This window comes from Paractinoplanes hotanensis (assembly GCF_023717965.1).
GTDB lineage: Bacteria > Actinomycetota > Actinomycetes > Mycobacteriales > Micromonosporaceae > Actinoplanes > Actinoplanes polyasparticus.
Window position 1 is genome coordinate 1 of sequence record NZ_JAMQOL010000038.1, and the last position, 12,192, is coordinate 12,192.

At 70.4% G+C, this 12,192-nt stretch carries 16 protein-coding genes and 1 pseudogene; 6 read left to right on the forward strand and 11 right to left on the reverse strand.

Annotated elements, in window-relative coordinates; genetic code table 11:
- The 5 genes from LXN57_RS26255 to LXN57_RS26275 form a co-directional block, all read right to left on the reverse strand.
- Positions 1-93 (reverse strand): FAD-binding protein (locus LXN57_RS26255; protein ID WP_369077294.1); only part of this gene is annotated, 93 nt, incomplete at its 3' end.
- The gene (locus LXN57_RS26260) at positions 90-503 is read right to left on the reverse strand and encodes an arsenate reductase ArsC (protein ID WP_251800884.1); all 414 of its coding nucleotides are present in this window, start codon (positions 501-503) and stop codon (positions 90-92) included. The genes LXN57_RS26255 and LXN57_RS26260, both read right to left, overlap by 4 nt.
- A 35-nt stretch (positions 504-538) precedes the next feature.
- Positions 539-1,273 (reverse strand): aquaporin, encoded by a 735-nt coding sequence (locus LXN57_RS26265; protein ID WP_251800885.1) that lies wholly within the window; start codon positions 1,271-1,273, stop codon positions 539-541.
- Positions 1,274-1,394: 121 nt separating this feature from the next.
- A complete protein-coding gene (locus tag LXN57_RS26270) occupies positions 1,395-2,081 on the reverse strand; it encodes an arsenate reductase/protein-tyrosine-phosphatase family protein (RefSeq protein ID WP_251800886.1) in 687 nt (228 codons plus the stop codon).
- Between the two features lie 65 nt (positions 2,082-2,146).
- Complete coding sequence (locus LXN57_RS26275; RefSeq protein ID WP_251800887.1) at positions 2,147-2,509, reverse strand: ArsR/SmtB family transcription factor; 363 nt, start codon at positions 2,507-2,509, stop codon at positions 2,147-2,149.
- A 102-nt stretch (positions 2,510-2,611) separates the two neighbouring features.
- Here LXN57_RS26275 and LXN57_RS26280 point away from each other — a divergent pair, with 102 nt between their 5' ends.
- From LXN57_RS26280 to LXN57_RS26300, 5 genes and pseudogenes are all read left to right on the forward strand, one after another.
- Positions 2,612-2,839: a hypothetical protein gene (locus tag LXN57_RS26280; RefSeq protein WP_251800888.1), complete on the forward strand. Its 228-nt coding sequence runs from the start codon at positions 2,612-2,614 to the stop codon at positions 2,837-2,839.
- A gap of 50 nt (positions 2,840-2,889) precedes the next feature.
- A pseudogene (locus LXN57_RS26285) lies at positions 2,890-2,985 on the forward strand (GNAT family N-acetyltransferase); the annotation flags it as partial.
- 50 nt (positions 2,986-3,035) lie between these two features.
- Complete coding sequence (locus LXN57_RS26290; RefSeq protein ID WP_251800889.1) at positions 3,036-4,451, forward strand: NAD(P)-binding domain-containing protein; 1,416 nt, start codon at positions 3,036-3,038, stop codon at positions 4,449-4,451.
- Positions 4,452-4,455: 4 nt separating this feature from the next.
- The gene (locus LXN57_RS26295) at positions 4,456-5,733 is read left to right on the forward strand and encodes an MFS transporter (protein WP_251800890.1); all 1,278 of its coding nucleotides are present in this window, start codon (positions 4,456-4,458) and stop codon (positions 5,731-5,733) included.
- Positions 5,730-7,244 carry an NAD(P)-binding domain-containing protein gene (locus tag LXN57_RS26300; protein ID WP_251800891.1) on the forward strand — a complete coding sequence of 505 codons (1,515 nt, stop codon included), beginning with the start codon at positions 5,730-5,732 and terminating at the stop codon, positions 7,242-7,244. The genes LXN57_RS26295 and LXN57_RS26300 overlap by 4 nt, the downstream gene beginning before the upstream one ends.
- A 76-nt stretch (positions 7,245-7,320) precedes the next feature.
- On the opposite strand, the gene LXN57_RS26305 is transcribed toward LXN57_RS26300, so the two are convergent.
- The 5 genes from LXN57_RS26305 to LXN57_RS26325 form a co-directional block, all read right to left on the reverse strand.
- Complete coding sequence (locus tag LXN57_RS26305; RefSeq protein WP_251800892.1) at positions 7,321-7,653, reverse strand: YnfA family protein; 333 nt, start codon at positions 7,651-7,653, stop codon at positions 7,321-7,323.
- A gap of 64 nt (positions 7,654-7,717) precedes the next feature.
- Entirely contained in the window at positions 7,718-8,038 is a 321-nt protein-coding gene (gene merT / locus LXN57_RS26310) for a mercuric ion transporter MerT (protein WP_251800893.1), read from the reverse strand.
- A complete protein-coding gene (locus LXN57_RS26315; protein ID WP_251800894.1) occupies positions 8,035-8,481 on the reverse strand; it encodes a MerR family transcriptional regulator in 447 nt (148 codons plus the stop codon). Before LXN57_RS26315 ends, merT begins: the two co-directional genes overlap by 4 nt.
- Positions 8,478-8,912: a hypothetical protein gene (locus LXN57_RS26320; protein WP_251800895.1), complete on the reverse strand. Its 435-nt coding sequence runs from the start codon at positions 8,910-8,912 to the stop codon at positions 8,478-8,480. Before LXN57_RS26320 ends, LXN57_RS26315 begins: the two co-directional genes overlap by 4 nt.
- A complete protein-coding gene (locus LXN57_RS26325; protein ID WP_251800896.1) occupies positions 8,909-9,373 on the reverse strand; it encodes a hypothetical protein in 465 nt (154 codons plus the stop codon). The genes LXN57_RS26320 and LXN57_RS26325 overlap by 4 nt, the downstream gene beginning before the upstream one ends.
- A 386-nt stretch (positions 9,374-9,759) precedes the next feature.
- Between LXN57_RS26325 and LXN57_RS26330 the strand changes: the two genes are divergently transcribed.
- Positions 9,760-10,191 carry a hypothetical protein gene (locus LXN57_RS26330; protein WP_251800897.1) on the forward strand — a complete coding sequence of 144 codons (432 nt, stop codon included), beginning with the start codon at positions 9,760-9,762 and terminating at the stop codon, positions 10,189-10,191.
- Positions 10,192-11,225: 1,034 nt separating this feature from the next.
- On the opposite strand, the gene LXN57_RS26335 is transcribed toward LXN57_RS26330, so the two are convergent.
- Positions 11,226-12,047 (reverse strand): hypothetical protein, encoded by an 822-nt coding sequence (locus LXN57_RS26335; RefSeq protein ID WP_251800898.1) that lies wholly within the window; start codon positions 12,045-12,047, stop codon positions 11,226-11,228.
- Positions 12,048-12,192: the final 145 nt, after the last annotated feature.

Here is a 12,192-nt window from a genome sequence, read left to right on the forward strand (position 1 = left end):
GAGCGGCTTGAGGTTCGCCCGGGCGGCATACAGCGCCGCGGTGTAGCCGGACGGCCCCGAACCGATGATGATCAGATCGCGGACCGGGTTCACGGCTTACCGGCCGGGACGAGGTCGGCGAGCAGCGCCTCGATCCGGGTCTTGATCTCGTCGCGGATCGGGCGCACGGCTTCGACGCCCTGGCCGGCCGGGTCGTCGAGTTTCCAATCCTCGTAGCGCTTGCCGGGGAAGACCGGGCAGGCGTCGCCGCAGCCCATGGTGATGATGACGTCGGAGTCCTGCGCGACCTCGTACTCGAGGACCTTGGGCGTCTGGTCGGTGATGTCGATGCCGACCTCGCGCATGGCCTCTACCGCTGCGGGGTTGATCGTGTCGGCGGGCGCGGAGCCGGCGGAGCGGACTTCGACGGTGTCGCCGGCGAGGTGGCGCAGCCAGCCGGCGGCCATCTGGGAGCGGCCGGCGTTGTGGACGCAGACGAACAGGACGCTGGGCTTGTCACTCATGGCGTTGATCCTTCGATGGAGGGGTGACGGTGTAGTCAGGCGGTGCGGGCGGAGTCGTGCTCGACGACGACGTCGTCGGCGGCGTTTCCCACGCCGGGGTACAGAACGATCAGCAAGCCAGCCCCGACGACCAGTCCGATGATCTGAGCGACGATGAAGCCGGGCACGGAGGCGGGTGCGATGCCGGCGAAGGTGTCGGTGAAGGCCCGGCCGACGGTGACGGCCGGGTTCGCGAAGCTGGTGCTGCTGGTGAACCAGTAGGCGGCGCCGATGTACGCGCCCACCGCGGCGGGCGCTACGGCGGCGCGGCCGGACCGCGCGAGGGCGAAAATGAGCAGGAGCAACCCGGCGGTGGCCACGACCTCGCCCAGCCACAGGTGCCCGGCGGAGCGCTCCTTGGCCGAGAAGGTGACCGGGGCCAGGTCGAACATCAGGTTGGCCAGGACCGAGCCGGCGATCGCCCCGGCGGTCTGCGCGGCGGCGTATCCCGCGAGGTCGGCGCCGGTCAGGCCGGTGCCGGTGCGCCGGCCGAGGAACCAGTCGGCGGCGGACACGACGGGGTTGAAGTGCGCTCCGGAGATCGGGCCGAATGTCAGGATCAACGCGCCGAGCGCGAAGGCGGTGGCGACGGAGTTCTGCAGCAGTTGCAGTCCGACGTCATCGGGCGAGAGCGTGGTGGCCATGATGCCGGAGCCGACGACGGCGGTGACCAGCAACGCCGTACCGAGAAACTCGGCGAGCAGGCGGCGCCAGGCGGCGATGGGGTGCATGGATGCAGGACTCCGGTCTTCAGCATGGTCGGGAATCGATCGTGAAGGCGATTGACGGCCGGCGCGAGCACCCCGCACCGCCCATCTCACCAAAAGACGGCAGCTGGTGCGGGCCGAAGGATCAGTTCTGCTCGGCGGCGTGCGGGACGGCGGGCGCCAAGCGGTCGATGCGCTGGGCGAGGTCGGTGTACGCGGCTTCGAACGCGGCTTCGGTGTTGACGCGTATCGGGTCGGGCACCGACCAATGCAGCTGGGGACGGACCTCGCCGGTGAGGTCCTCGTGGGCGTTGTCGCAGACGGCGATCACCAGATCGCCCTGGTGCGCCACATCGCTGACGTGCGCCGTACCGGCCGGGTCCAGAACAAGGCCGTGGCGGTGGGCGACCTTGACCGCGCGCGGGTGCACCCGCGCGGCCGGCTTGGTGCCGGCGGAGGCGACCGGCCCGCCGACCCGGTCGCGCCACAGCGCCGCGGCCAGCTGAGATCGGGCGGAGTTGTGGGTGCAGACGAACACCACCCGATCCGCGTCCTGCAGCGGCGGCGGGGTCAGCGAAGCCAGCGCGCCGGGCTGCAGCCGCAGGTACGTCCGGCGGCGGTCGCCCTCGGACCGGGTACGCACGATCAGGCCGGCGTCCTGCAGAACCTTGAGGTGGTGAGCGACCAGATTGGTCGGCATCGTGAGGTCGTGGCCGATTTCACCGGGGGAGGCGTCACCCAGGGTCAGTGCATCGACGATCGCCAGTCTTGCCGGATCGCCCAGCGCGGCGTGGATGCGCGCCCGCGCCTGCAGAGAAGCATCGCCGTTCATTGAGTCAATGCTTGCTGACCTTTGTCTGAACGTCAAGCCGATCCGCTTGGTGTGATGGCGGCCACTCAAGTGTTCGTGTCGAGCAGCGCGGAGAGTTGGCGCATGAGGCCCGGCCGGGCCCGGTAGTACACCCAGCTCGCGCGTCGTTCGGCGGTGACCAGGCCGGATTCCTTGAGCACCTTGAGGTGGTGCGAGATGGTCGGCCCGGAGATCTCGAAGGCCGGTGTGATGTCGCAGACGCAGATCTCCCCGCCTTCGGCGGAGGCGATCATCGACATCATCTGCAGGCGGATCGGATCGCCGAGAGCCTTGAACGCCTGCGCCAGCGTGCCGGCGGCCTCGGCCGGGATCCGGCTCTGCGCGATCGGCGGGCAGCACGGCACCGACTCGGTTTCCTGAACGAGGGCGGCGGGTGCTGGTTTCGACATCCTTCGAGGTTGACAGATATCGAATCCGCGTGCAAGTGTCGGTTTCGACAAGCGTCAAGTTCGACAAACCTCGAATCCGTCTCGCGTCGCAGGAGGATGACCATGAGCGACCCGCAAACCGTCGGTGGCTTCGCCGGCGACCCCACCGAGGTGCTGTCCGTCGCAGGGGCCGGCGGTTGCTGCGGCAACCCACCACGAACTGCTCTCGTCCTGCCGGATGCCACGGCCGGGCCCTGCTGCGGAACTCCGGCCGAGGCCACGGCGGGGAGCCCGTGTTGCGGTAGTGCCGCCAAGGCCGAGGCGGTCACCGCCGGTCAGGGCTGCTGCTGATGACCAGCCCGGCCATCGCTCCGGACGGCTTGGAGCCGCTTCTGGCCGCTGTCGGCGTCCGCGAACGGGTCGGCCGGCACCACGCCCAAGCAAACCGGTGGCGTGACGTCGTTTTCATCGAACGCCGCAGCCCCGCCATCACCTGAGCCCCGCCATCACCTGAGCCCCGCCGTTACCCGAGACAGGAGTTCCACTCGTGACCACCCAGCTCGACCGCCTGCCCGTCGCCGTCATCGGCGCCGGACCCGTCGGCCTTGCCGCCGCCGCGCACCTCGCCGACCGCGGCATCGCCTTCCTGGTCCTCGAAGCCGGCGACAGCCCCGCCGCCGCCGTCCGGCAATGGGGCCACGTACGGCTGTTCTCGCCCTGGCGTTACAACATCGACGCCGCCGCGGCCCGGCTGCTCACCGACGCCGGTTGGGTCCGCCCCGACGACGACAAGCTGCCCACCGGCGCCCAGCTCGCCGCCGACTACCTGCAGCCCCTGGCCGACCTGCCCACGCTCAAGCCGCACGTGCGCTACGACGCCCGCGTCACCGCGGTCACCCGGCTCGGCCTCGACCGGGTCCGCACCACCGGTCGCGCCGAAACCCCGTACCTGATCCGCCTGGCCAGCGGCGAGGATCTCCTGGCCCGGGCGGTGATCGACGCCTCCGGCACCTGGAGCACCCCCAACGTGCTCGGCGCTTCCGGGATCCCCGCCCACGGCGAGACCGAAGCCACCGCGTACGTCGAAAGCGCCCTGCCCGACGTGCTGGGACGCGACCGGGACCGCTTCGCCGGCCGCCGCACCCTCGTCGTCGGCGCCGGCCACTCCGCCGCCAACACCCTGCTGAACCTGGCCGAACTCGCCCGGCAGGAGCCCGGCACCACCGTGACCTGGGCGATCCGCGCGGCCACCCCGGCCCGCACCTACGGCGGCGAGACCGCCGACGCGCTCCCGGCCCGCGGCGCCCTGGGCACCCGGCTGCGCGAGCACGTCGAATCCGGCGCCATCACCCTGCTCACCGGCTTCAGCGTCCAGGCCGTGACCGCCGGGCCGAACGGTGTCGAGGTGTCCGACGGCACCCGCACGGTCACCGCCGACCGGATCGTGGGAGCCACCGGTTTCCGGCCCGACCACGGCATCGTCGGCGAGCTGCGCCTCGACCTCGACCCGATCATGGGCTCCACCCGCGCCCTCGCGCCGCTGATCGACCCGAACGAGCACTCCTGCGGCACCGTCCCGCCGCACGGCGCCGACGAGCTCACCCACCCGGAGCCCGGCTACTACGCCATCGGCGTCAAGTCGTACGGCCGCGCACCGACGTTCCTGCTGGCCACCGGCTACGAGCAGGCCCGCTCGGTGGTCGCGGCCCTCGACGGCGACTGGGCGGCCGCCCGCGACGTGCAGCTGGATCTGCCGGAGACCGGGGTCTGCAACAGCAGCCAGGACCTCGACAGCGACACCATCGACGCCGGCGGTGGCTGCTGCGGCACCCCCGCCGCGGTCGAACCGGTGTCGGCCGGCCGGGGTCTCGCGACCGGTGTGTCGGGTGGCTTGCTCCGTACTCCGCTCGCGGTGATCACGGTGCCGTCCGGCAACGACGAGCAGTCCGGCTGCTGCAGCTGACGCAGTGACATCTCCTCATACGGTGGCCGTCGGCTCCACAGCCGACGGCCACCGCGAACGCGACTCCAGCCGGGCGAAAGGCATCGTCGCCGCGCTCGCGATCACCCAGACGGTCGGCTACGGCACCCTCTACTACGCCTTCGCCGTCTTCCTGGTTCCGCTCGCCGCTGATCTGAAGACATCCACTACGGCGGTCACCGGCACTTTCACCGCTTCGGTGCTGGCCTCGGCCGCGCTGGCCGTTCCGGTCGGGCGGTGGCTCGACCGCCACGGGGGCCGGGCGCTGATGACTGCGGGTTCGCTGGCCGGCACGTTCCTGCTGGTGGCGTGGTCGCAGGTGCAGACCCTCGGCCAGCTCTACGCGGTGCAGATCGGCATCGGCATCGCGTCGGCCGCCTGTCTGTACGAGGCGGCGTTCGCGGTCATCATCGCCTGGCACACCCCGGGCCGCCGGTCCTCGGCGTTGCTGGCGCTGACCGTCGTGGCCGGCTTCGCGAGCACGATCTTTCTGCCGTTGACCGGGTGGCTGGTCGACCAGCACGGCTGGCGGACCGCCCTGCTCGTCCTGGCTGCCATCCAGGCCCTGCTGACCACGCCGTTGCACGTCATCGTTCTGCGAGCGGCCCCCGGCAACCCGCCGACTTCCTTCAAGCATCACCATCGCGCCGTACGACTGCGGGCTGTCTTCACCGATCGGGTGTTCTGGCTCCTGACGGTCGGCTTCACCACCAACATGGCGGCCATCAGCATCGTCACCGTGCATCTGGTCGCCGCGCTGACGAGCTGGGGACACACGGCCACCTTCGCCGCCGGCACCGCCGGGCTGTTCGGGATCCTGTCGGTGGCCGGACGTCTGGCCACCACCGGACTGCAACGCCGCTACCGGACCAGTTCCGTGGTCGCCGTCATCTTCGCCGTCCAGGCTCTGGCGATCGGCCTGCTGCCGTTCATCGGACGGAACGCCATCGCGGTCATCGCCGCCGTCGTCGGCTTCGGGCTCGGCTTCGGCGTTTCCGCCATCGCCAAACCGGTGCTGCTCGCCGACCGCTACGACACCCGCCGGTACGCCACCATCGCCGGCGCCATCGTGGTGCCCATGACCATCGCCAAAGCCGGTGCCCCGCTGGCCGCGGCCGCCCTGCACGCCCGATCCGGCAGCTACACCAGCGTCCTGGTGACGACCGCGGCATTGTGCGCGCTCGCCGCGGTGACGCTGTGGGCCACCAGCGCCTACCCGCGCTACCGACCGGAAACTACCGACGTCCAGGAGACACCTTCATGAGCAGCGACATTCTCGACGCGACCGCACCGCAGGACCTTCCGGTCGTGGTGATCGGCGCCGGCCCTGTCGGCCTGGCCGCCGCCGCGCACCTGCACGAGCGGGAAGTGCCGTTCCTCATCCTCGAGGCCGGCAGCGCCGTTGCCGCGTCGGTCCGCGCCTGGGCGCACGTGTCGCTGTTCAGCCCCTGGCGGTACAACATCGACCCCGCCGCCCGCCGCCTGCTCGACACTGCCGGCTGGGCCGCACCCGATGACGACACTGTGCCCACCGGCGGGCAACTGGTCGAGAACTATCTGCAGCCCCTGGCCAAGACAGCCGCGATCGCCGGCCGCCTGCGCTGCGACACCCGGGTGGTCGCGATCAGCCGCACCAGCCTCGACAAGGTCCGCACCGACGGACGCGCCGACCTGCCCTTCACGCTGCGCCTGGCCGACGGCGAAGATCTGCTCGCCAGCGCCGTCATCGACGCCGCCGGCACCTGGAACACCCCGAACCCGCTCGGCGTCAACGGCCTGCCCGCCCACGGCGAACACGACCTCACCGACCTCATCGACCACGCCCTGCCCGACGTGCTCGGCACCGACCACGACACGCACGCCGGCCGGCACACCATCGTGGTCGGCTCCGGCCACTCCGCCGCCAACACCCTCCTCACCCTCGCCCGCCTCGCCGAAACCGTCACCGAAACGCGGATCACCTGGGCCCTGCGCGGCACCGCCGCCCGCGCCCTCGGCGAGGACGACACCGACCAGCTACCCGACCGCGGTGCGTTGGGTAACGGCCTGCGAACCCTGCTCGAGACCGGCCACGTCACCCTGCTCGAAGGCTTCGGCGTGCACACCGTCACCCGCGCCGGCACGGGCATTCAGCTGACCGCCATCGACGGGCGCACTGTCACCGCCGACCGGGTCGTGGCCGCCACCGGCTTCCGGCCCGACCACAGCATCGCCGGCGAACTGCGCCTCGACCTCGACCCGATCCTGGGCTGCACCCGTACCCTCGCCGAACTCATCGACCCGAACGAGAACTCCCGCAGCGCCATCACGCCCCACGGCTACGCCGAGCTCACTCACCCCGAGCCGAACTACTACGCCGTCGGCATGAAGTCCTATGGACGGGCACCGACGTTCCTGATGACCGTCGGCTACGAACAGGTCCGCTCGATCGCCGCCGCTCTGGTCGGCGATTTCGACGACGCCGAAGAGATTCAGCTCGACCTCCCCGACACCGGCGTGTGCAGCACGGGGCTCGGCGCCGAACAGGCCTCCCGTGACATCGCCGCCCGTTTCGGCGTCGGCCCCGACGTGCCCACCGCTCTCGCGACCGCCACGATCGCCCTGTTGCCCACCGCAGCCGGCGCCAGCGAGGCCGTACGCGCCGCCGCAGTCCAGATCGGCCTGGACCCCCGGATCGCCCTGCAGATCGCCGCTTTCAACGACGAACCCGGCGCCCTGCCCAGCGTCGCCGGACTGATCAGCCTCACCCCCTCTGCCGCCGGACGCTGCTGCTGACACACATCCATGGCATGCGGTCGGGCGCGGCGGCCGGGCGCCGCGTCGTGATCCTCGAGGCGAGGCGCAGTGCACATCAACGTCGGGGCGCGTACATGATCACCACGACGCCGATCAGGCAGATGGTGGCACCGATCAGGTCGTAGCGGTCGGGACGGAACTTGTCGACGACGACGCCCCAGGCGAGGGAGCCGGCGACGAAGATGCCACCGTACGCGGCGAGGATCCGGCCGAAGTTGGCGTCCGGTTGGAGCGTGGCGACGAAGCCGTAGGCGCCGAGGGCGGCGATGCCGGCGCCGATCCACAGCAGGCCTTTGTGCTCGCGGACGCCTTGCCAGATGAGCCAGGCGCCGCCGATCTCGGCGATGGCGGCGACGACGAACAGCAGGACGGATCGGATGATCGTCATGGGCGTATCGCAGCACATCGGCGGGGTGCGCCACTGGCAGGGGCAGCACCGCAGCGGCTGCGGCTCAGCAGCCGCACCCTGCGCCGCCACAACCGCACCCGGCGCCCGCCGCCGCGGCGCGCCGGGCGTTGCGGCGGCGGTCGAGCCACCACATGCCCAAGGCTAGGGCCGCCAGGCCGACCGCGACGGCGAGCAGGGTCCGCTCCAGGATCGCCGCGCCGGCGCCGGTGAGCACGCCCGCGGCGATGAGGAGCGGCAGGGCGCAGCAGGCGGCGCAGGCCAGTGCGGCGATCCCGCCGGTGACCTTGCTGCGCCGCGGTGGCGCGTTGTCGATCCCCGGGTCGGGGTGACCGGTGGAGGTGGGTGACGGCAAGGGCTGGCTCACGCTCTGTCTCCGGGAGGTCTGGTGGTGCCAATGGTCAGGTACGGGATCGGGCAGTCGGCGCAGGTGCAGTTGGTGAGGCTGTCGCAGCGGGCATCGACGACCTCGGTGAGCGAGGCGCGGATGGTGGTGAGGTCGGCGATCTTCTGGTCGATCTCGGCGATCTTGCCGATGGCCCGCTCGCGCAGGTCCGGGTTCGGGTGGCGGCGCCGGCCCGCGTCGAGCAGGTCGGCGACCTCGTCGAGAGTGAATCCGAGCCGCTGCGCCACCTTGATCACGTTGAGCAGGGCGACCGTGTCCGGTGGATAGAGCCGGTGCCCACCATTCGACCGGTGCGGTTCGGCCAGCAGCCCCCGGCGTTCGTAATAGCGCAGCGTCTGGATGTTGACGCCGGCCCGTTCGGCGACCTCGCCGGTGCGCAGCCCGGCTTGCTCCGCCGCGCTCACCGGGCCGCTCCCGCACCGGCCCGGTCGCCTTCAAAAGGCAGCCCCGACGCGGGCCAGTCAGTCTTGCCGCCCTCGTAGACACCCACGTCGCGGAAGCCGAGCCGACCGAATGCGGCGGTGGCGACCTTGGACCGGCCGCACGACGGGCCCGCGCAGTCGGTGACCGCGGCCGCCAGCTGCTGCTGGGTGCTGCCGCAGTCGCTGTCCCGCCAGGCGGCGGCCAGCATGGCCAGCGTGCCGGTGTCGAGACCCAGAGCGTCGGCGCCGACCAGCATCCGCGCGGCGCTCACCTCCTTGGGCGGGTAGCCGAACAGGTCACCGTCGCGGCGGGCCGGCAGCAGCAGCCCGGCCTCGGCGTAGTGCCGTACCCGCTCGACGGGCACCTCGGCGCGGACGGCCAGCTCGGCAAGGTCAAGCAGCGCCCCGGTCATGACTTCTGTCCGGCCATGATTGCGCCGGCCCGCTCGGCGAGGGATCGAAGCACATCGGCGTACTGTGCTGGGACTTTCACGTCGAGGATCAGCATCTCGCCGTCATCAGCGGGCTCGGGCGTCACCGTGAAGGTGAAGAACGAGCAGCACTCGGTCTCGCGGGCGGTCAGGTCCCGTACCGTCGCTGACAGCCCGGCCGGGCCGGTCAGTCGCATCCGCGTGTGGGTCGGCGAGACGGTGTCGACCTGGCGGACCGCGGTGGCGAACAGGGCATCGAACTCGGCCAGCCGTACTGGCCGCTCGACCGTCGGTAGCGTGCAGGCATCAGGAACGACGACAGGCATCGCAGGCTCCTCGAAACAGGGGTTCGGCGTCACACCGACGCCGTCCCCACGACGGTAAGCCTGTACCCAGGTACCGGATGCAAGGGCCGGATCGGATTGCTGCGCGAGAGCGTCCACGTGTGCTCGGTCAGGCCGCCGTCCGCCCGAGCCGCACCGCCACCGGCACGGACATCACGTACATCAACAAGCCGCCGTCGGCGCGGCGAAGAACAAGGCCAACGACAGATTGCGTACTGCGGTCCGGGCGAGAAGACGAAAGTCAATTGTTGTAGTGTCGGATACCTGGCATTGCGGAGTGGAATTCCTGACACATGGCCGCCACATCAGCCATTCGTCAGAGCATCCTCAGAAGTTCGTCAGGATTTGAATTCGACGGGCTCTCATCATTGATTCCAGCGAGCCGAAAGCCTGGCTCGTGCGAATCTGTGAACGTCACGAGGCGTTCACTCGATGAAGAGGAAAAGATCAGAATGCGATCTGACATCACATCGGCCGGAGCCGTCATGGGGATCCGGCTCGGGGGTCTGCTGGGGGCCGTGGCTGTGGCGACCGTCGCCGGTTCTCTGGTCACGATGACGCCCGCACACGCCAACGACACGACGAAGACGGTCGCGGCGGACGGCGCCAGCATCGTCTTCTCCACAAGCGACAGCAGCCGCAAGGTCAGTGGCAACGTCACGCTCACGGTCCACGAGGACGGAAACTGGCGGATCGCCGGCGGCGCCCACAACGGCAACATCGTCGGCCGCTGGTACCACTGGACCTGTGACCTCACCTGGGACGCGTCGAAGGTGACCCGGGAGACCGGCTCGGAGTGGGTGCCCGGCAAGAAGGACCGCAGCACGTCCTCCGCGGCATACCACCCCACCATCCAGAGCGAGTACGCCAAGATCAAGCAATACGGGCGCGCCGACTGCGACATCGTCATCGGCTGACATCTCCCCGCCGGTCTCAGCGCGAACTCGCGGTGAGGCCGGCGGCGTACCCGTGACAGCAGCGAGGCGGGCTTGGCATCCATAGGAGCATGCTCCTGCCGGCATTTCACGGTTGCTCACGTTCAGCTCCATGAATTCGACGATGCGGGCGAAGGGAGCGTCGCGTGTCACGGCGTAACGGTCGAAGACCGTTGACCATCGCGAATGTGTCAACGTTTTCGGCGGTTCGCCCTCGCCGAATATTGCCGACCACCACCGGAATGAGATATGTCGACCTTCACCCGAGTTCTCGCGAGCCTCATGCGTCCCGATCAACCTACTCCTGGCGAACCGCGGCCGATGACACGAATCGTTTGCTCATGCGGCCACGGAATGACAGTGCACGAGCACTATCGGTCGGGCAGCGAATGTGTTTCCTGTCGCCCCGGAGAATGTCCGCGGTGGCGTCGCCGACTGTGGTGCCACCGACCTGTGACCGGCGTCTCGGCTCAGCCCGCCGGCGTCCCTGATCGCGATCGGCCGGCCGCCGCGTGACTGTTTCGGGAGGCGGCGGTACGTTTCTCCAGCCGTCGCGCGTCCAGCAGGATTCGCAAGTCCAGGTCCGGACGCAGCATCGTCGCGGATCCGGCGAACAGATGCCGGACATGCGTCAAACAAGTCGCTGAGCAGGCGCTGCCCGGCGCCGAGCAGGATGTGCCCGTGGCGCCCCTGAGGCTCACCGGCGCGGAGCGCGGCATCCTCCGGCCACGTGTCCCGCTCGAGGACCATCACCTGGTCGAGATGGTCACTCAGGACCCGGGCCGCGACCATGCCGCCAACACCCGATCCGACCACAATCGCGCTGGTGCCGCTGGGAAGCCGGAATCATCTGCTCACGGCAGCCGAGCCCGCTTGGCCGGACTTCCTCGCCGGTATCGATGCCTTCTTGTCCGAGCGGCCCTCAAGCGACCGCTTGACCCGGCGGGCCGAGGCGGTGAACTGGCTGGCGATCAGCCCCGGCCCCTGTCATGAAGCTGCCATGGGAGGGAACGGGATCAGGACAGGCGGCCGGTGCGGCCCAGCGCAGCACGGTGGCCGACCTGTTGCACCACGATGTCGACGTCGAGGGCGGAGGCGGCGCCGCGGTCGATCTCGGCGCTCAGCTCAGCGAGGGCATTGCGACCGAGGTCGCGGAGCCAGGAGCGGATCACCAGCAAGCGGACCTCTGCCGCGGCCAATTCGGCCACCTCCAGGCGGGAGGCGTCTTCCGTACGGGCAACGAGCCGTTCCGCCAGCCGCTCCACCGGCTCCGGCGCCCGGCCGGCGAGTCCCAGGACGAGCCGGTGCTGCTCCCAGCGGGCGTCCAGCGCGTCGGCGACGAGCACGATTCCGCCGGCCGCCCAGTGCCGGACCACCGGGTTGTGCCGGCTCACCACGGTCATCACCGGGCTGAGTTCGCCGCTGTCCGCCTCCCGGCGCAGCTCCACCACCCATGTCGTGGTCAGCGCCTGGAGCCGGCGCTGCGCCCGGCGGATCGGGTCGAGCGAGCCGACCCGGCGGACTGCGGCCGACAGCGGGCGCAGGAAACGCAGCGCTGCCTTGGGGGTGTCGTCGAAGGCGTCGATGATGTCGTCGGCCAGCTCGGCGCGATCGTCCTCGCCTAGTTTGCGGCCGGCCAGGAACTCGGCGAACGCGACCACCTCGTCGAGCTGGCGGCGGGACAGGGTCAGCCCGCGGGCGGTGGCCACGACCTCGGCGGATTCCGGCGAGCTGGTGGCCAGAACGCTCCCCGGCGGGAAGCCGGTGCGCCCTTCCAGCCAGTGCTCGGTGTCCAGCGGCGTGCCGGCCCAGCGGGTGTCGGCGGTATCCACGCTCATCGAAATCTCCTCGAGTCGGTGTGTCATTTGCGCACCCAGGGTTCGCCGTGAGGTCCGCGGAAGGTTCCCGCGAACCGAGGACGGGTGCTGCGGCGAACCCGGGCTGTCGACAGCTCCCGCACGGGGAGTACGCGGAAGGGGAGCG

What these genes read in the sequence shown, in the direction of transcription:
- LXN57_RS26260 (WP_251800884.1), bottom strand. Translation starts at nt 503, where the DNA reads ATGAGTGACAAGCCCAGCGTCCTGTTCGTCTGCGTCCACAACGCCGGC.
- LXN57_RS26265 (WP_251800885.1), bottom strand. Translation starts at nt 1,273, where the DNA reads ATGCACCCCATCGCCGCCTGGCGCCGCCTGCTCGCCGAGTTTCTCGGT.
- LXN57_RS26270 (WP_251800886.1), bottom strand. Translation starts at nt 2,081, where the DNA reads ATGAACGGCGATGCTTCTCTGCAGGCGCGGGCGCGCATCCACGCCGCG.
- LXN57_RS26275 (WP_251800887.1), bottom strand. Translation starts at nt 2,509, where the DNA reads ATGTCGAAACCAGCACCCGCCGCCCTCGTTCAGGAAACCGAGTCGGTG.
- LXN57_RS26280 (WP_251800888.1), top strand. Translation starts at nt 2,612, where the DNA reads ATGAGCGACCCGCAAACCGTCGGTGGCTTCGCCGGCGACCCCACCGAG.
- LXN57_RS26300 (WP_251800891.1), top strand. Translation starts at nt 5,730, where the DNA reads ATGAGCAGCGACATTCTCGACGCGACCGCACCGCAGGACCTTCCGGTC.
- LXN57_RS26305 (WP_251800892.1), bottom strand. Translation starts at nt 7,653, where the DNA reads ATGACGATCATCCGATCCGTCCTGCTGTTCGTCGTCGCCGCCATCGCC.
- LXN57_RS26320 (WP_251800895.1), bottom strand. Translation starts at nt 8,912, where the DNA reads ATGACCGGGGCGCTGCTTGACCTTGCCGAGCTGGCCGTCCGCGCCGAG.
- LXN57_RS26330 (WP_251800897.1), top strand. Translation starts at nt 9,760, where the DNA reads ATGGGGATCCGGCTCGGGGGTCTGCTGGGGGCCGTGGCTGTGGCGACC.
- LXN57_RS26335 (WP_251800898.1), bottom strand. Translation starts at nt 12,047, where the DNA reads ATGAGCGTGGATACCGCCGACACCCGCTGGGCCGGCACGCCGCTGGAC.